Consider the following 17,079-nt stretch of genomic DNA (forward strand, 5'->3'; position numbering starts at 1 on the left):
CGGCAGCGCCGGGCTACGCCCGGCGGGCGCTCAGCGTCGGCGCAGGCAAGGACGTATCATCGCCCCCCTGCACATTGGGGAATGTTCATGGACGTACAGAGCGAGGGCCGGGCGCCGCCGATGAAGTGGGGGTGGCGCTACGTGGCCTGGGCCGGACTGCCGTTGCTGGCCGGCCTGCTGCTGGCGCGGTATGCCGGGCCGGCGGCGCCTGAAGCGGTCGCACGCGCCACGGTTGCCGACGAAGGCAGCTGGGCCCGGCATCTGTCATCGCCGCTGGGCCTGTTCCTGCTGCAGCTGCTGGTCCTGCTGCTGGTGGCCAAGGGCGCGGGAGCGCTGCTCAAGCGCTTCGGCCAGCCGGCGGTGATCGGCGAAATGGCGGCAGGCCTGATGATGGGCCCGTTGGTGCTGGGCAGCCTGTTGCCGCAGTTGCATGGCGCGCTGTTCCCGGCGGCGTCGCTGGCGCCGTTGGGCCTGCTCAGCCAGCTGGGTGTGCTGATGTTTCTGCTGGTGGCCGGTGCCGAACTCGACCTGGCCGCACTGCGCGGACGACGGCGGCTCGCGTTCACCGTCAGCCATGCCGGTATCGCCGTGCCATTCATGCTGGGCGTGGCCCTGGCGATCTGGCTGTACCCGCAGCACGGTCCGCAGGGCGTGGGCTTCACGTCCTTCGCGCTGTTCGTCGGGATATCGATGAGCATCACGGCATTCCCGGTGCTGCTGCGGATCCTCGCCGATCGCGGCATCACCCATACTCCGCTGGGACAGACCGCCATTGCCTGCGCGGCACTCGGCGATGCCACGGCCTGGTGCCTGCTGGCGCTGATCGTGGCGGCTGCACAGGCCGGTGGCTGGCTGCCGGCAAGCCTCAACCTGCTGGGCGTGGTGGCCTTCGTGGCGCTGATGCTTGGCCTGGTAAGACCGTGGTTTGCCCGCCAGCAGGTGGTGGCAGGACGCGAAGGACGGTGGTTGCTGGGCATCCTGCTGTTGTCGCTGGCCAGTGCGCTGGTGACCGAGATGCTGGGCATCCATGCGTTGTTCGGCGCATTCGCTGCGGGCGTGGCGGTGTCATCCAATGCGCCGCTGCGCGCACTGCTGATGGCCCGCGTCGAGCCGTTCGCGGTGACCCTGCTGCTGCCCCTGTTCTTCGCCATGACCGGCCTGCGCATGCGCGCCGACGCACTGCACGCCGGCGACATCGTGCTGTGTCTGGTGGTGATCGCGGTGGCCACGGCCGGCAAGCTGCTGGGCACATTCAGTGCCGCCCGCAGCACCGGCCTGCCTGCCCGCGAGGCATGGCGGCTGGGAGCACTGATGAACACGCGCGGCCTGATGGAACTGATCGTGCTCAACCTGGGCTATGAGCTGGGCCTGCTCGGGGATCGCCTGTTCGCGGTACTGGTGATCATGGCACTGGTGACCACTGCGATGACCGGGCCGTTGTTGAACCTGATCGAGCGCCGCCGCACCTGAGCCGGTAGCGCCGGGCCATGCCCGGCGGCTTTGCTGTCCGTCCACGCTGCGCGCTCGCCGGGCATGGCCCGGCGCTACCCCTCTATCTCGCCGGCACCAGCGTCATCACGTGCTGGGCCTTGCCCGGCAGGAACGGCGAGGGGCGGCCATGCACCCAGTCTTCGTGGCCCGCGCCCCAGTAGGGGGACAGCGGGTGGCCACTCTGGCCACCGGGCATGTGCACGATGCTGTCGGCTTCGTGACCGGGGGAGACCACCATCCGCTGCGAAGCACCGAAATCCGGGGCCTGCACCCGTGGCATGTCGCGGTCGCCGGGCAACGGCTCGGCCGGCATGCACAACGCGCGGCGTGCGAAGGCGGGCAGGGCGCGACTGACCGGGTGGCAGATCGACGCGGTGTTGCGCTCTCCCCAGCGGCGCTGGGCCAGCGGTCCCTGGCTGGCAAGATCTGCTTCCAGCTCACGTGCGGCCTTCGCCAGCAACGCATCCCAGCTGTCGATACCGGGTGGCAGCAGATGTGCCGGGCGCTGTTCCAGCATCGGCCAGACCACGCCTTCCAGCTCGGGCAGCCGCGGCGGCAGGTAATCGGCGCCCAGCTGTGCGCGGGCAGGCGCGAGCAGCGCACCTTCCACCGCATCGAGCACCTTGCCACGGAAGCCGCGGGTGATGCGATAGCTCACCGAGTCCACCGATGCCCGTCCTTCCCAGTGCGCATTGGCTGCATGCAGGCGCTGCAGTGCAGGGTCGCTGCTGTGTGCGGTGATCTGCTGCAGCAGCGCCCACCAGCGTTGCAGCATTACCGCGCGGTCATCGAGCTGGATCGCCAGCAGGTCGTGCTCATCGAAACGGTCCTGGACCGCCAGCAGGTCGCGGATCTGCCGCGCGCGGGCGCCAAGGTCGTAGCCGCCATTGCCGGCCACTGCCAGTGCGCCGCCGTCCAGCACGCGGCCATTGGCGGTCCACAGACGGTGGTTGGCGGGATCGATCAGTGCGGGAGCAGCGTCGCTGCGCAGCGACCAGGGTGCGCAGGCGTCATTGCGCGCTGGCGCGTAGCCGGCCGCCGCACATCCGGGGCCACGGTCCGGACGGGCGCCGATCAGACGCCAGGCGATGCGCCCGCTGCGGTCGCCGATCACCAGGTTCTGTGCAGGAATGCCGGCGCGGTCGGCCACGCGCAGGGCCTGGTCCAGGTCGCCCGCGCGGGCCATGTCGGCGAAATCCAGGCGCACCGCGCCGGGCAGATGTGCGACCCAGCGCAGTGCGTCGCCGCTGCCATCGGCGTGGGTGTGCAGGATCGGCCCCCAGGCGGTCTCGCGCACCGGGAACACCACGTCATCCTGGCCGGCCACGGCGATGCGCTCTTCATGCACCGTCACCGGGGCCGTGGCCGGTTCGTTGCGGAAATCGGCGGTGTCGATGTAGCTGTTGGTGAACCCCCAGGCGACATGCCCGTTGCTGCCGACGATGACGGCTGGCAGACCGGGCAGCGAGAAGCCGCTGATGTCGACCTGGCCACCGGCCGCCTGCGGATCGGGATAGCGCAGGCGCACGCGGAACCAGAGGCCGGGTGCACGCAGGCCCAGGTGCATGTCGTCGGCAACGATCGCACGGCCATCGGCAGTGAGGGCGCCGGCCACGGCGAAGTTGTTGCTGCCCACTGCGCCGGTTTCCACCGGCACGGGAGCGGGCGAGGCGGCCAGCGTGCGCAGATCCAGTTGCCCTGCATCGGGCAGCAGGGCATTGCCGCGCGGCTCGCCGAACAGGGGCGCATCCCATTCGCTGCCCTGGTGCGCGATCAGCGCATGCAGCGCCGGTGGCACCACCGCCTGGATGCGGCTGAGCGCCAGTTCAGTCCGGTTGCCCGGATCCTGCAGATCGGCGTACATGGCCAGCCCGGCCAGCACGCTGTCGCTGGCGGTCCACGGCTGCGGCGCCTGCCGCAGCAGCAGGTAGGCCCACGGGCGCACGGAGAGATCGGCCAGGCCCTGGTTGACCCCTTCGACATACGCGTTTACCGCCGCGGCGTTGCTGCCAAGGGCGGCCTCCAGATGGGCGTCGGTCCGCGCGCGCAGGCGATGAACCCGCATGCGCTTGTCCACCTCGATGGCCTTCGGGCCGAACAGCGCAGCCAGTTCGCCGGCTGCGCTGCGCCGCATCAGGTCCATCTCGAAGTAGCGCTCCTGCGCGTGGACACGGCCGAGCGCACGCATGGCGTCGGCCTGGCTGCCCGCGGTAATGGTGACCACGCCCAGCGCGTCGCGCTCGACAGTGACTGCTGCGCCTAGGCCGGGCAGGGCATGTTCACCTTCCAGATCGGCCAGGCTGCCGCGCAGCAGCAGCCACGCTGCCAGGGCCACCACCAGCAGGGTGGCGATCAGCACGCCGAGCAGCCAACGCCATGTACGTCGCATTGTAGGTCCTTTCCGAACGCCGGGGCCGATTGTAGCCGCAGGCGCAACTGCGACTGATTCCGATTAGATCACCGTATCCCGAAATGGGGCACCCTATGCCGCATCGATTCACAGGAGCCCCCCATGAAAGGCAACCCGGACGTCATCGCCTGCCTGAAGGAACTGCTGCGCGGTGAGCTTGCCGCGCGTGACCAGTACTTCATCCACTCCCGCCGTTACGAGGACCAGGGCCTGTTCGCGCTGTATGAGCGCCTGAACCACGAGATGGAGGAAGAGACCCAGCATGCCGACGCGCTGCTGCGCCGCATCCTGTTCCTTGGCGGTGATCCTGACATGCGCCCGCACCTGACCGAGCCGGGTACGACGGTGGAGGAGATGCTGCAGAAGGATCTGGACACCGAGTACGCCGTGCGCAACAACCTCGCCGCCGGCATGAAGCTGTGCGAAGAGAAGGGCGACTACGTGAGCCGCGACATCCTGCTGGCGCAGCTGAAGGACACCGAAGAGGACCACGCCTGGTGGCTGGAGCAGCAGCTGGGCCTGATCAAGCGCATCGGCCTGGAGCTGTACCAGCTGAGCAAGATCGACGGCAGCGGCGCCCCGGCGCACTAAACCGGTACCGTCGCCCGCCAGCACCGGAGCATCGCTCGCCAGCCTTCGCCCGCCAGCCGCTCCACCGCCCGCCAGCCGACAACGAAAAAGCCGGGGAATGCCCCGGCTTTTTCGTGTCTGGTGCTGCGTTCCGGTAGCGCCGGGCCATGCCCGGCGGGCAGAGCGGGTCGACCGAGGCCGATGTAGTCGGGGCCGGGATCGGATCCGTTTTCAACGAGAACGGCTCTGACCTCGTTGCATTTGAGGCGGTGATCTGACTTAGGTGGGTCATTTCCACTGCCTCAAATGTCATGCGCGCTGGCACAAGTGATGACGGGCGGAGTGGTTGCGGAAGTCTGGAGTTGAAAGCCAATATCCCCTTGAAATCTAGGTTGACAGGAGAGTCCGTGAGGATTGACCCGTAATGCGGGTTTTGAGACGCTCTTAGCTGCATATTCAGGGAGGGGGTATGGTTGCGCAGTCGATTGAGGACATCAAGGCAAATCTCGAAGGTATTGATGACGATGTAGATGGAGTGGATTCGTCGAAATTGAAAGGTCAGACCTTTGGAGAAGAACTGGAGTTCAGCGCGAAGTCTCTTGTCGCTGGTGTCCGTGCAATAGTCGCAGACATCCGGGGGCAGCTTGGGAAGCCGGAAAGGTTTTTTAGAATTACGACAGTTGCTGAAAGACGATCAATTGCTTCCAATGTTGCAGTCCTAAGAACTGCCTTGCAGCAACAGCAGTTCGGGTCGGTCGCGCAAACATTGCAAGAGCTGAAGGTTGTACTCCGGCCGTTTCAGTTGAGAGGGTCTCCGGAGACAAGAGAACAGTTGGAGAGTGCTGTCGATGATCTCCATCGGCAGATTGCTGCTATTAAGGATGAGCGAAAAAAAATTGCCGAAGAGCAGGCGAAGCTGCTGGATCTTTCTGCTGAAGTATCAGCCAGGCTTGAAGAGTCTGGAGTGCGGCTTAAAGGGATAGAAGATTCCGGATCAACGATGAGTGATGCGCTGACCGAAGCGCAGCAAAAGTTGGATGAGATTGATGAGCTCAAGAGCTCAGCAGCATCTGCTTCGCTGAGTGCGGAGGAGTCTCAGGCGAGCGCAGCGGTAAATAGGCAACTGATCGATGAGTTCGCTAAGAAGATCGCTATGCGAGAGGCTCAACTGGTTGATCAGCAGGTAAAGACAGTGGAGTTCACGGACGCGCTTGCACAGCATCGCGTTGCGATGTCTGAAATTGAGGGGGAAGCCAAGAGGATTATTGAATCTGCTAGGACGGCTCTTTCTTACAAAACCGCAGAGGGCCTGAGTGCGGCTTTCAATGAGCGCTACACAGAAACGAGCGAGGATTCGAAGCGAAAGTTCTGGCTGGTCGCCGCGGGTTTTCTCGTGTTATTGGCAGTGCTGCTTGGTATCTGGATAACGTGGGATACCAAGGTAGCAATTGCGGTAGTTGCGGGGCGTGTATCATTGATTCCGATACTTATCGGTGGTGCGTGGTTCTGTGCGCATCAGTACGTTAAGCTTGCGAATATCGCTGAAGAGTACGCTTACAAGAGTGTACTCTCCAAATCGATCGTCGGATTCTCTGAGCAGATGTCTAGGGAGAATAACGGTGAAAGTGATCACTCGCATTACATACGTACGGTGTTGGCGGAAATTCACACCAATCCGCTGAGAACGCAGGCGAAGAAGGTGGTGTCGAGTGATCGTGCGGGAGAGATCGAAAGTGCTGAGAAATTGCTCAGAGTATTCACGGAGTTTCAGAAAATATTGAAATAGCAGTTGCGTGCAGTTCAATTGCTCCGCACAGGTCGTCGAACCCCCACTCCTGATGCCTCGGTCGATCTGAACCATACCCACCAAATGCAAATAGCCGGGGTTCCCCGGCTATTTGCGTTCAACTGGTCAACAATTGTCGCCTATGCCTTGTCGACCGGCGCCGACCAGGGCGGGTTTCCAGCAGCAACGGCGTGTCGGCCAAGGTTGACGCCTGCCGAAGCGGGAGCCTGGGGTCAGAGCCCTTTCCGCTGGAAAGGGATCCGACCCCGCTGCGTCATTCCACTGACAGGCCTTCGACCTTCTGCCAGCCACGCGGCAGCAGGTGGCCGCGGGTCGCCCGCGCGCCGAGGTAGGCATCGAGCTCGTTGAACTTCAGGCCCATCGTGCGCTGGCCGGCGCGCACCTGCAGGGTCTGCCCCGGCCCGATCGCCACGATGGCGACCACGCGTTCCGTGGCCAGCTTGGCCTTGGGGATCTCGATGATCTTGTTGCCCTTGCCCTTGTCCAGTTCGGGCAGATCGCTGGCCGGAATCGCCAGCAGGTTGCCCGAGCTGGTCACCGCCACGATGCGGTCGCTCTCGACATTGGCGACCACCGCCGGCGGCAGCACCGACGAGCCGGCGGACAGGTTCAGCATCGCCTTGCCGGCCTTGTTGCGGCCGATCAGGTTCTCGAAGCGGGTGACGAAGCCGTAGCCATGGCTGGACGCGAGCACGAAGCGTGCGTCCGGCTCGGCGCTGGCCAGGGTGACGAAGCTGGTGCCGGGCGCCGGCGAGAAACGGCCGGTCAGCGGCTCGCCGTTGCCCCGTGCAGAAGGCAGGGTGTGCACCGCCGTTGAATAGGCCCGGCCTTCGCTGTCCAGGAATGCGACCTGCTGGGTGCTGCGCGCGCGCACGGCGCCCTGCAGCGCATCGCCATCGCGATAGGACAGGGCCGACGCGTCCACGTCATGACCCTTGGCGGCGCGGATCCAGCCCTTCTGCGACAGCACCACCGTCATCGGCTCGCTCGGCACCAGTTCGGTCTCGTCGATGGCCTGCGCCGCCTGGCGCTGGACCAGCGGCGAGCGGCGCTCGTCGCCGAACTTCTTCGCATCGGCTTGCAGCTCGTCGCGGATCAGCTTCTTCAGCTTGGCCTTGCTGTCGAGGATGCCGATGATCTTCTCGCGTTCCTTGGCCAGCTCGTCCTGCTCGCCGCGGATCTTCATTTCTTCCAGGCGGGCCAGCTGCTTCAGCTTGGTCTCCAGGATGTACTCGGCCTGTTCTTCGGACAGGCCGAAGCGCGCGATCAGTGCGGCCTTCGGTTCGTCCTCGGTACGGATGATATGGATCACCTCGTCCAGGTTGAGGAAGGCCACCAGCAGACCTTCCAGCAGGTGCAGGCGGCGTTCGACCTTCTGCAGGCGATGCTGCAGGCGGCGGGTGACGGTGTTGCTGCGGAACGTCAGCCATTCGCTGAGCAGCATCTTCAGGTTCTTCACCTGCGGACGGCCGTCCAGCCCGATCACGTTGAGGTTGACGCGGTAGCTGCGCTCCAGGTCGGTGGTGGCGAACAGGTGGCCCATCAGCTGCTCGGCATCGACGCGGTTCGAGCGCGGCACCAGTACCACCCGCACCGGATTGGCGTGGTCGGATTCATCGCGGATGTCTTCCAGCCACGGCAGCTTCTTGGCGCGCATCTGCGCGGCGATCTGCTCGATCACCTTCGAGGGCGATACCTGGAACGGCAGTGCGGTGACCACGATGTTGCCGGCTTCACGGCTGAACGTCGCGCGCGCACGCACGCTGCCGTTGCCGGTCTCGTACAGGGTGCGCAGATCGTTGGCGGCCGTGATGATCTCGGCGCTGGAGGGATAGTCCGGGCCTTTCACGTGCTCGCACAGATCGCGCACGGTGGCGTCCGGATCGTCCAGCAGGTGCAGCAGCGCACTGACGATCTCGTTGAGGTTGTGCGGCGGCACATCGGTGGCCATGCCCACGGCGATGCCCGTGGTGCCGTTAAGCAGCAGGTGCGGCAGGCGGGCCGGCATCCACGTCGGCTCCTGCAGCGTGCCATCGAAGTTGGGCGCCCAGTCGGTGGTGCCCTGGCCCAGCTCGCCCAGCAGCACTTCGGCGATGGGGGTCAGCTTGGATTCGGTGTAGCGCATCGCCGCGAACGACTTCGGGTCGTCGCTGGAGCCGAAGTTGCCCTGGCCCTCGATCAGCGGATAGCGGTAGGAGAACGGCTGGGCCATCAGCACCAGCGCCTCGTAGCACGCGCTGTCGCCGTGCGGGTGGTATTTACCGATGACGTCACCGACGGTGCGTGCGGACTTCTTCGGCTTGGACGCGGCATTCAGCCCCAGCTCGCTCATCGAATAGATGATGCGGCGCTGCACCGGCTTCAGGCCGTCGCCGACGAACGGCAGGGCGCGGTCCAGGACCACGTACATCGAGTAGTCGAGGTAGGCGCGTTCGGCGTACTCGCGCAACGGCAGTTGTTCGAATCCGTGGAACACGGGGCGGGCAAGTTCGGTCATGCGGCGTTGTTACCTATGTCGGGAGGCGGCGACGGCGGTCGCCGCTCGCAATCCTGTGATTATCCGGATGCGGCCGGGGATGCCAAGCCGCGCGCAGGGTCCAGGCCGGTTTCCAGTCCATTCCCGGCCCGCGCCAGGTAGCGCCCGGGCGGCAGGCCGAAATGGCGGCGGAACACGGTGACGAAGGCGCTGGCGCTGCTGAAGCCCAGCGCATGGGCGATATCGGCCACGCTGCGGCCATCGGTCAGCTGCCGCAGCGCTTCGGACAGACGGGCCTGCTGGCGCCACTGCGCGAAGCTCAGCGTGGTCTCGTCGCGGAAGTGGCGGGTCAGGCTGCGCGGCGAAAGCCCGGCCCAATGCGCCCATTCGGCCAGGCTGCGCTCGTCGGAGGGATCGGCCAGCAGCTGCGAGGCGATCTTCAGCAGGCGCCGATCGTGCGGCATCGGCAGGTGCATGCGCTGGCGCGGTGCGGTGCGGATCTCATCCAGCAGAACCTCGATGATGTGCTGGTGCTCGGGCGTGGCGACCTGGTCGAGCGACCAGCTGCAGATCCGGTCCGCCAGTGCCTGCGCCAGCCTGGACAGGCCCAGCACGCAGGGGGCGGCGGGAAGGGCAGTGCAGGCCGGCGCGGCCAACGCCATGCCCCAGCCACGCAGCGGGCCGTCCAGAGCGACCGTGTGCGGTTCCAGGGGCGGCATCCAGCCGGCCGAACCGGGCGCCAGCGACCACGTTCCATGCGAGGTGCGGGTGGTCAGCAGGCCGCGCTCGACACAGATCAGCTGCGCACGCTGGTGATGGTGCCAGTCGACTTCACGGGCGAGCCCCTGCGGACTGTCGAAGCGGAAACCGACGACCGGCGGGCCATCGTTGCGCTCGAACCAGTCCAGCGCCTCGTTGCGCAGCAACTGCCGGGCTGGGGCGATGTCCCCCTTGTTCATCCTGTCCGATGGCTGGAATGTGTCATTCATTGGCTTGATGGTACTACCGGGCCATCCTGGGGCGCCATTAAGGTAGGCGCCTTCACTGATCCAGCCCGCTGCTGCAACACAGCATTCGATGCCAGATCGAATATTTCCATTGAGAAATATTTTTTTTGGAAGAGAATGCACTCCCATGATCTGTCCTGCAACCACTCCCCCCAGCTTCGGCCTGCTGCTGCGCCAGGTGCGCGACGGCCTGGTCCGCCAGCTTGACGCGTCCATGGCCGAAGAAGACCTGGGCATCGGCTTCACCCACTACATCGGGTTGAAGGTGCTCTCGAACATGGCCCCCTGTACCGCCAACGAACTGGCCCAGGCCATCGACCAGGTACCCAGTGCCGTCACCCGCCTGCTGGACAAGCTCGAAGCCCTGGGCTGCGTTCGCCGCGAGGCACATGCGCAGGACCGCCGTGCGCTGCAGATCGTGCTGACCGATGAAGGCCGCGCACTGTGGGCGCGCTTGAAGCTGCGCGGCGACGCGGTGATGGATTACGCCCTGCGCGATCTGTCCGCCGACGAGCGCACGCTGCTGTTGTCCCTCCTGACCCGAATCCGCGATTCCCTGACGACCCCATGAACCCGATCCCGCATTCCTCATTCCGCCGGTCCGGGCGCGCGCTGCTGTTGTCGGCGCTGGCGCTGGCGCTGGCCGCCTGTGCCAGCAGCCGCGGCCTCGAACCGCAGGCCCGCCTGCTCGATGTGGACAGCCTGCACAGCGAGCGCACCCTGGCCGACACCGATCTCAGTGCTACCGGCTTCCCCGCACAGGACTGGTGGAAGGCATTGGGCGATGCGCAGCTGGACGCGCTGATCGCCGAAGGCCTGGCCGGTCATCCGAGCCTGGACGCCGCCGACGCACGTCTGCGCCAGGCGCAGGCCAAGGTCGGTACCGCACGCGCTGACCGCCTGCCCAGTCTCTCCGTTTCCGGCGGCTATACCGGGCTTCGCCTGCCCGAGTCGATGGCCGGCGACGAGATCGGTGGCCACTACGCAGGCAGCAGCCAGATCGCTTTCGACTTCAGCTACGGCATCGACCTGTGGGGCGGCAAGCGCGCCGCCTGGGAAGCGGCCGTGGATGGCGCGCATGCCGCCACCGTGGAGGCCCAGGCCGCACGCCTGAATCTGTCCACCGGCATCGCCCAGGCCTATGCGGACCTTGCTTACGCGTGGCAGCTCGACGATGTCGCCGAGGAAGAACTGACGCGGTCGCAGAAGTCGCTGGAACTGACCCGGCAGCGTCGCCGCGCTGGCATCGACAGCGATCTGCAGGTGCGCCAGGCCGAAGCCCGCGTGCCCGCCGCGCAACAGCAGGTGCAGGCCGCGCAGCAACGCATCGACGCCGCCCGCACCGCATTGGCCGCCCTGGTCGGCAAGGGCCCCGACCGTGGCCTGACGATCGAGCGTCCGCAGCCGTTGAATCCGACGGCCCTGCAGCTGCCAGGCGTGCTGCCCAGCGAGCTGCTCGGCCGTCGTCCTGACATCGTCGCCGCACGCTGGCGCGTGGAAGCGGCCAACAAGCAGATCAAGGTCGCCAGGACGAAGTTCTACCCGAGCCTCAACCTGACCGCGCTGGCCGGCGTGGTGGCGCCGAATGTCGGCGATCTGCTGCAGAGCAGTTCCACCTTCGCCTACATCGGCCCGGCGCTGAGCCTGCCGATCTTCGAGGGCGGCAAGCTGCGCGCCAACCTGGCCGACACCGATGCGCAGTACGACCTGGCGGTGGCCAATTACAACCAGGCGGTGCTTGACGCACTGCGCGACGTGGCCGACCAGGTCAATGCGGTGCGCTCGCTGGCGCAGCAGGCGCAGTCGCAGCAGCAGGCCGTGGACACAGCGCGTGCAGCGTTCGACCTGGCCGGGCAGCGTTACCGCGCCGGCATCGGCAGCTACCTGGATGTGCTGTCCGCACAGTCCACCCTGCTGCAGTCACAACAGCAGCTGGCCAGCCTGCAGTCGCAGCAGGTGCAGACCTCGGTGCGCCTGAGCAAAGCGCTGGGCGGGGGCTTCCAGCCCAGTGATGCCGATCGCGCGCCGCTTGCCTCCCATTCCGATTCCTCGCATTCCTGAAGATCCCCGCCATGAGCCAGACCCAAGACACTGCGGCCCCGGCCGCCTCCAACCGCCGCAGCAACCTGCTGCGGGGCCTGTTCGTCATCGTCGTGCTGCTGCTTGCCGCACTGGCGCTGTGGTATTTCATGTTCGGCCGTTGGTTCGAAGAAACCGACGATGCCTACGTGCAGGGCAACCTTGTACAGATCACCCCGTTGGTGGCAGGCACCGTGGTCGCCATCAATGCCGATGACGGCATGCGCGTGGAGCGTGGCCAGCTGCTGGTGCAGCTGGACCCGGCCGATACGTCCGTGGCCCTGCAGCAGGCTGAAGCCAACCTGGCCAAGACCGTTCGCCAGACCCGTGGCCTGTATCGCAGCGTGGAAGGCGCGCAGGCAGACCTGAATGCCCGTCAGGTGACCCTGAAGCGCGTGCGCGAGGACTTCGCACGCCGCAGGGATCTGGCCGCCACCGGTGCCATCTCCAACGAAGAACTCGCCCATGCCCGCGATGAGCTGGCGGCGGCGGAAGCAGCGGTGGCCGGTTCGCGCGAGACCGTCGAGCGCAACCGTGCGCTGGTCGACGATACGGTGATCGCCACCCAGCCCGACGTGCAGGCGGCCGCCGCGCAGCTGCGCCAGGCCTACCTCAACAATGCCCGCGCCGGCATCGTCGCGCCGGTCACCGGTTATGTGGCCCGTCGCTCGGTGCAGGTGGGCCAGCGTGTGCAGCCGGGTGCCGCACTGATGGCCGTGGTGCCGACCGAGCAGATGTGGGTCGAGGCCAACTTCAAGGAAACCCAGCTGCGCCACATGCGCCTGGGCCAGGAAGTGGAGCTGAAGTCTGACCTGTACGCCGGCGATGTGAAGTACAAGGGCCGCGTGCAGAGCCTGGGTCTGGGGACCGGCTCGGCGTTCTCGCTGCTGCCGGCGCAGAACGCAAGCGGCAACTGGATCAAGATCGTGCAGCGCGTTCCGGTGCGCATCGCCATCGATGCCAAGCAGCTTGCCGAACATCCGTTGCGTATCGGCCTGTCGATGAAGGCCGAGGTGAGCCTGCGCGACCAGAAGGGCGAGGTGCTGCCGAGCGCCCCGGCCAAGGGCACGGTGTTCGACACCGACGTCTATGCCAAGCAGCTGCATGATGCCGACGAGGTGATCCACTCGATCATCCAGGGCAACGTGCCGCAGCAGTCGAAGGTGGGCTGAGGTCGCCATGTCCGCCCAAGCTCCAGCCGCGCCCGGAAGCCCGGGCGCACCGGCGGCGCCGGGTGCGGCCGCCGGGTTCCTGCCGCCGAGCGTGGCCCTGTGCACCGTGGGCCTGGCGATGGCCTCCTTCATGCAGGTGCTCGACACCACCATCGCCAACGTCTCGCTGCCGACCATCGCCGGCAATCTCGGCGCCAGTTCGCAGCAGGCGACGTGGGTCATCACTTCGTTCGCGGTCAGCACGGCCATCGCACTGCCGCTGACCGGCTGGCTCAGCCGCCGTTTCGGCGAGCGCAAGCTGTTCGTCTGGGCCACGCTGGCCTTCGTCATCACCTCGCTGTTGTGTGGTCTGGCGCAGAGCATGGGCATGCTGGTGGTGTCGCGCGCCCTGCAGGGCTTCGTGGCCGGCCCGATGTATCCGATCACGCAGTCGTTGCTGGTCTCGATCTATCCACGCGAGAAACGCGGGCAGGCGTTGGCGCTGCTGGCGATGATCACCGTGGTCGCGCCGATCTGCGGGCCGATCCTCGGGGGCTGGATCACGGACAACTACAGCTGGGAATGGATCTTCCTGATCAACGTGCCCCTGGGCATCTTCGCCGCGCTGGTGGTGGGCAACCAGCTGAAGGGCCGTCCGGAACACGTGGAGAAGCCGAAGATGGACTACGTCGGCCTGATCACGCTGGTGATCGGCGTCGGCGCACTGCAGCTGGTGCTCGACCTGGGCAACGACGAGGACTGGTTCTCCTCCACCCGGATCGTGGTGCTGGCCTGCGTGGCGGTCGTGGCGCTGACGGTGTTCCTGATCTGGGAACTGACCGACAAGGACCCGATCGTCGACCTGAAACTGTTCCGCCACCGCAACTTCCGCGCCGGCACGCTGGCGATGGTGGTGGCCTATGCCGCATTCTTCAGCGTGGCCCTGCTGATTCCGCAGTGGCTGCAGCGCGACATGGGGTACACGGCGATCTGGGCAGGCCTGGCGACGGCGCCGATCGGCGTGCTGCCGGTGATCATGACGCCGTTCGTGGGCAAGTATGCCTCGCGCTTCGACATGCGCATGCTGGCGACCATCGCCTTCGTGTTCCTGTCGATGACCAGCTTCCTGCGCTCGGGCTTCAATCTGCAGGTGGACTTCCAGCACGTGGCCGGCGTGCAGCTGATCATGGGCATCGGCGTGGCGCTGTTCTTCATGCCGGTGCTGCAGATCCTGCTGTCGGATCTGGATGGTCGCGAAATCGCCGCGGGTTCGGGCCTGGCCACGTTCCTGCGCACGCTGGGCGGCAGTTTCGCAGCATCGCTGACCACCTGGCTGTGGGCACGTCGCACGCAGGTGCACCACGCCGATCTGACCGAACACATTTCGGCCTATCAGCCGGGCATGCAGGACCAGGTTGCGGCGATGGGGCAGGGTGACCTGCAGCATGGTGCAGCGGTGCTCAACACCATGATCAACCACCAGGCATCGCAGATGGGCTTCAACGACATCTTCTTCCTGCTGGGCTGGATCTTCCTGGCCATCATCACCTTCCTGTGGCTGGCCAAGCCGCCGTTCGGTGCCGGTGCCGGTGCAGCGGCCGGTGGCGGGCACTGAAACTGCCCGCAAACACGGCGCTGTATGTCGACCCCGCCGCAAGGCGGGGTTTTTGTCTGTGGTGAGTTCTGCCAGGCGGCGTTCGCGCGACGCGCGGAAGGCGTCGCCATTGCGTTGACGCTGCGGATTCCGGAAACGAAAAAACCCGCTTTCGCGGGTTTCATCATCATGAGTCGTGGTGCCCAGGAGAGGACTCGAACCTCCACGGTTTTACCCGCTAGTACCTGAAACTAGTGCGTCTACCAATTCCGCCACCTGGGCGACTCAGGAGGGGAATTCTGCGGTACGGCATCGGATGTGTCAACACCATTTCATGCTTTTTTCTCCGCTTCCACGCCGAGGTGCAGCAGCAGGCTGCGCATCGCTGTCGACAGCCGTGTCCAGTCGGCGAAGCAGGCACACAGGCGGCGCTGTGCCCACGCATCCGCGAGGGGCACCGCCAGCGCCTGTGTCGCGCGGCGGTGCTGGCGGGCGATGGTGCGCGGCACGATACCGACGCCGATGCCGTGACCCACCATGATGCACACGCCTTCGAAGGTCTTCATGCGGATGCGCACGTCCAACCGATGGCCGATGTCGCGTGCCTGCGCTTCGATGTAGGTCTGCAGCGCATTGCCATCGGCCAGCGCGACGAAGGTTTCGCAGGCCACATCGGCGAAGGCCAGCGTGCGACGGGCCGCGAAACGATGGCCTGCGGGCAGCAGCATCACCAGGGGATCCTCGGCAACGACATGGCGTTGCAGGCCGGTTGCCTCGACCGCATCACTGATGATTCCCGCTTCGGCCTGGCCAGCGGTCAGGGCGCGGACCACTTCAGGGCTGGTGCGTTCGTGCAGTTCGACGTGCAGGCGTGGGCGTTCGGCCAGCCAGGGAGCCAACCGGGAAGGCAGGTAGCTGGTCAGTGCGGCGGTGTTGGCATACAGGTGCAGGGTGCCGCGCGCGCCCTTCGCGAAGGCCTGCAGTTCGCCCCGCAGCTGTGCCTGTTGATGCAGGATCTGGCGCGCGTGGTGGGCGAGGGCGGCACCGGCTTCGGTCAGGCTCACGCCGCGCGGGTGACGCACCAGCAGCGCGGTGCCCGCGTCGTTCTCGATCGCCCGCAGGCGTTCGCTGGCAGAGCCCAGCGCCAGGTTCGCCTGCGCGGCGCCTGCGGTGATGCTGCCGGCGTCGGCCACGGCCAGGAACAGGCGCAGGTCGGCGATGTCCATCCGCATGTCACGGCCCTCGTTGCGTGCCGCCTGCCTTCGGGCCAGCCGAAGGGTGGGGCGCATAAGCCGCATTGTGCGCGGAAGGCGCGCCGGTTCCAATGACGGCATGAGTGAGACGACATTCTTCTATGGTCTGCTGGTCGCCGTGTTCATGCTGGCGGGGGTGGTCAAGGGCGTGACCGGCATGGGCCTGCCAACCGTGGCGATGGGCCTGCTGGGAGGGGCGCTGTCGCCGGTGGCGGCGGCGTCGATGCTGTTCATTCCGACCTTCGTCACCAACGCCTGGCAACTGCTGGCCGGGCCATCACTGGGGCCGATCGTGCGACGCCTGTGGCCGATGATGCTGGCCGTGGTGGTGGTGACCCTGGGCGCGGCGACGTTGCTGGTGCGGGTCGACCGCACGTGGTCGCGCGTGGCGCTGGGCGTGGCGCTGGTGGTGTATGCGCTGTACGCCTTGGTTGCGCCGGTATTCCGTGTGCCGCAGCGGCGTGAGCGCTGGCTGGGCCCGCTGGTGGGGGCGATGTCCGGCGTGGTGACCGGGGCGACCGGAGTGTTCGTGATGCCGGCGGTGCCGTACCTGCAGTCGCTGGGGCTGCAACGCGAAGAGCTGGTGCAGGCGCTGGGCTTGGCGTTCACGGTGTCGACCCTCTCGTTGACGGGCGGGCTGGTGCTGCACGGCGCATTCGGTGTGCAGCAGCTGGGATTGAGCGCGCTGGCGGTGTTGCCGGCGCTGGCGGGCATGTGGCTGGGGCAGGTGATCCGGCAGCGGATCAGTGCGCGGGTGTTCCGCGTGTGCTTCCTGGGCTTCCTGCTGCTGCTGGGCCTGGAGCTGGTGCTGCGACCGCTGTTCTGATCCCGTTGGCTGGCGCCCGGACATGAAAAAACCCGCTTTCGCGGGTTTTTCTCAGTCTCGACGTGGTGCCCAGGAGAGGACTCGAACCTCCACGGTTTTACCCGCTAGTACCTGAAACTAGTGCGTCTACCAATTCCGCCACCTGGGCGTCGAGGAGCGAGATTATGGGGTGCCGTGACGGGGGTGTCAACACCCTTGTGAACGCCCGGCCACGCTGCGGAACGACGGCAGGAAACGCGGGCAAAAAAAATCCCCGCCGAGGCGAGGAGATTTTTCGTTGGTGCCCAGGAGAGGACTCGAACCTCCACGGTTTTACCCGCTAGTACCTGAAACTAGTGCGTCTACCAATTCCGCCACCTGGGCGTTCCAGAGGCGCAATTGTGAAGATGAATCCGCAGGCTGTCAACGACTTCGC

The 17,079-nt window shown here is 66.1% G+C and carries 12 protein-coding genes and 3 tRNA genes; 8 read left to right on the top strand and 7 right to left on the bottom strand.

The genetic code is table 11. The annotated features are described in order from the left end of the window. The first annotated feature begins 81 nt into the window (after nt 1-81). Nucleotides 82-1,470 (top strand): cation:proton antiporter domain-containing protein, encoded by a 1,389-nt coding sequence (locus AC5P5M_RS08190; protein ID WP_495205749.1) that lies wholly within the window; start codon nt 82-84, stop codon nt 1,468-1,470. A gap of 82 nt (nt 1,471-1,552) precedes the next feature. On the opposite strand, the gene AC5P5M_RS08195 is transcribed toward AC5P5M_RS08190, so the two are convergent. Beyond that, on the bottom strand, nt 1,553-3,880 hold the full coding sequence (locus AC5P5M_RS08195) for a penicillin acylase family protein (protein WP_495205750.1): 2,328 nt from the start codon (nt 3,878-3,880) through the stop codon (nt 1,553-1,555). A gap of 123 nt (nt 3,881-4,003) precedes the next feature. Between AC5P5M_RS08195 and bfr the strand changes: the two genes are divergently transcribed. Further along, nucleotides 4,004-4,492: a bacterioferritin gene (bfr, locus tag AC5P5M_RS08200; RefSeq protein ID WP_053518345.1), complete on the top strand. Its 489-nt coding sequence runs from the start codon at nt 4,004-4,006 to the stop codon at nt 4,490-4,492. Nucleotides 4,493-4,940: 448 nt separating this feature from the next. Beyond that, the gene (locus AC5P5M_RS08205; RefSeq protein ID WP_495205751.1) at nt 4,941-6,257 is read left to right on the top strand and encodes a hypothetical protein; all 1,317 of its coding nucleotides are present in this window, start codon (nt 4,941-4,943) and stop codon (nt 6,255-6,257) included. A gap of 274 nt (nt 6,258-6,531) precedes the next feature. Here AC5P5M_RS08205 and parC read toward each other — a convergent pair whose 3' ends face one another. Both parC and AC5P5M_RS08215 read right to left on the bottom strand, forming a co-directional pair. Continuing rightward, nucleotides 6,532-8,775 carry a DNA topoisomerase IV subunit A gene (gene parC / locus AC5P5M_RS08210; RefSeq protein WP_053518348.1) on the bottom strand — a complete coding sequence of 748 codons (2,244 nt, stop codon included), beginning with the start codon at nt 8,773-8,775 and terminating at the stop codon, nt 6,532-6,534. Nucleotides 8,776-8,834: 59 nt separating this feature from the next. Next, nucleotides 8,835-9,743 carry a helix-turn-helix domain-containing protein gene (locus AC5P5M_RS08215; protein ID WP_065181185.1) on the bottom strand — a complete coding sequence of 303 codons (909 nt, stop codon included), beginning with the start codon at nt 9,741-9,743 and terminating at the stop codon, nt 8,835-8,837. Nucleotides 9,744-9,888: 145 nt separating this feature from the next. Between AC5P5M_RS08215 and emrR the strand changes: the two genes are divergently transcribed. From emrR to emrB, 4 genes are read left to right on the top strand one after another with little or no spacing between them, the layout of a single operon-like run. Further along, entirely contained in the window at nt 9,889-10,332 is a 444-nt protein-coding gene (emrR, locus tag AC5P5M_RS08220; protein WP_053518351.1) for a multidrug efflux system transcriptional regulator EmrR, read from the top strand. Continuing rightward, entirely contained in the window at nt 10,329-11,822 is a 1,494-nt protein-coding gene (gene emrC, locus AC5P5M_RS08225) for a multidrug efflux transporter outer membrane subunit EmrC (protein WP_481558810.1), read from the top strand. The genes emrR and emrC overlap by 4 nt, the downstream gene beginning before the upstream one ends. Before the next feature lie 11 nt (nt 11,823-11,833). After that, nucleotides 11,834-13,012, top strand: coding sequence for a multidrug efflux MFS transporter periplasmic adaptor subunit EmrA (gene emrA / locus AC5P5M_RS08230; RefSeq protein ID WP_053518354.1), 1,179 nt, complete (start codon nt 11,834-11,836; stop codon nt 13,010-13,012). Nucleotides 13,013-13,019: 7 nt separating this feature from the next. Further along, entirely contained in the window at nt 13,020-14,606 is a 1,587-nt protein-coding gene (gene emrB, locus AC5P5M_RS08235; protein WP_053518356.1) for a multidrug efflux MFS transporter permease subunit EmrB, read from the top strand. A 176-nt stretch (nt 14,607-14,782) separates the two neighbouring features. Here emrB and AC5P5M_RS08240 read toward each other — a convergent pair. Continuing rightward, nucleotides 14,783-14,867: transfer RNA gene (locus AC5P5M_RS08240), tRNA-Leu, on the bottom strand. 50 nt (nt 14,868-14,917) lie between these two features. Beyond that, the gene (locus tag AC5P5M_RS08245) at nt 14,918-15,817 is read right to left on the bottom strand and encodes a LysR family transcriptional regulator (RefSeq protein ID WP_495205858.1); all 900 of its coding nucleotides are present in this window, start codon (nt 15,815-15,817) and stop codon (nt 14,918-14,920) included. 100 nt (nt 15,818-15,917) lie between these two features. On the opposite strand from AC5P5M_RS08245, the gene AC5P5M_RS08250 reads away from it, so the two are divergent. Continuing rightward, a complete protein-coding gene (locus AC5P5M_RS08250; RefSeq protein WP_065174710.1) occupies nt 15,918-16,664 on the top strand; it encodes a sulfite exporter TauE/SafE family protein in 747 nt (248 codons plus the stop codon). 63 nt (nt 16,665-16,727) lie between these two features. On the opposite strand, the gene AC5P5M_RS08255 is transcribed toward AC5P5M_RS08250, so the two are convergent. Continuing rightward, nucleotides 16,728-16,812 (bottom strand) — tRNA-Leu (locus AC5P5M_RS08255). Nucleotides 16,813-16,942: 130 nt separating this feature from the next. Further along, nucleotides 16,943-17,027 (bottom strand) — tRNA-Leu (locus AC5P5M_RS08260). Between the last annotated feature and the right edge of the window lie 52 nt (nt 17,028-17,079).

The organism is Stenotrophomonas sp. YJH_SMC_106-19, from assembly GCF_059368375.1.

Bases quoted from the DNA above. Each gene is read 5' to 3' on its own strand.
- AC5P5M_RS08190 (WP_495205749.1), top strand. From the start codon at position 82: ATGTTCATGGACGTACAGAGCGAGGGCCGGGCGCCGCCGATGAAGTGG.
- AC5P5M_RS08195 (WP_495205750.1), bottom strand. From the start codon at position 3,880: ATGCGACGTACATGGCGTTGGCTGCTCGGCGTGCTGATCGCCACCCTG.
- bfr (WP_053518345.1), top strand. From the start codon at position 4,004: ATGAAAGGCAACCCGGACGTCATCGCCTGCCTGAAGGAACTGCTGCGC.
- AC5P5M_RS08205 (WP_495205751.1), top strand. From the start codon at position 4,941: ATGGTTGCGCAGTCGATTGAGGACATCAAGGCAAATCTCGAAGGTATT.
- parC (WP_053518348.1), bottom strand. From the start codon at position 8,775: ATGACCGAACTTGCCCGCCCCGTGTTCCACGGATTCGAACAACTGCCG.
- AC5P5M_RS08215 (WP_065181185.1), bottom strand. From the start codon at position 9,743: ATGAATGACACATTCCAGCCATCGGACAGGATGAACAAGGGGGACATC.
- emrR (WP_053518351.1), top strand. From the start codon at position 9,889: ATGATCTGTCCTGCAACCACTCCCCCCAGCTTCGGCCTGCTGCTGCGC.
- emrC (WP_481558810.1), top strand. From the start codon at position 10,329: ATGAACCCGATCCCGCATTCCTCATTCCGCCGGTCCGGGCGCGCGCTG.
- emrA (WP_053518354.1), top strand. From the start codon at position 11,834: ATGAGCCAGACCCAAGACACTGCGGCCCCGGCCGCCTCCAACCGCCGC.
- emrB (WP_053518356.1), top strand. From the start codon at position 13,020: ATGTCCGCCCAAGCTCCAGCCGCGCCCGGAAGCCCGGGCGCACCGGCG.
- AC5P5M_RS08245 (WP_495205858.1), bottom strand. From the start codon at position 15,817: ATGCGGATGGACATCGCCGACCTGCGCCTGTTCCTGGCCGTGGCCGAC.
- AC5P5M_RS08250 (WP_065174710.1), top strand. From the start codon at position 15,918: ATGAGTGAGACGACATTCTTCTATGGTCTGCTGGTCGCCGTGTTCATG.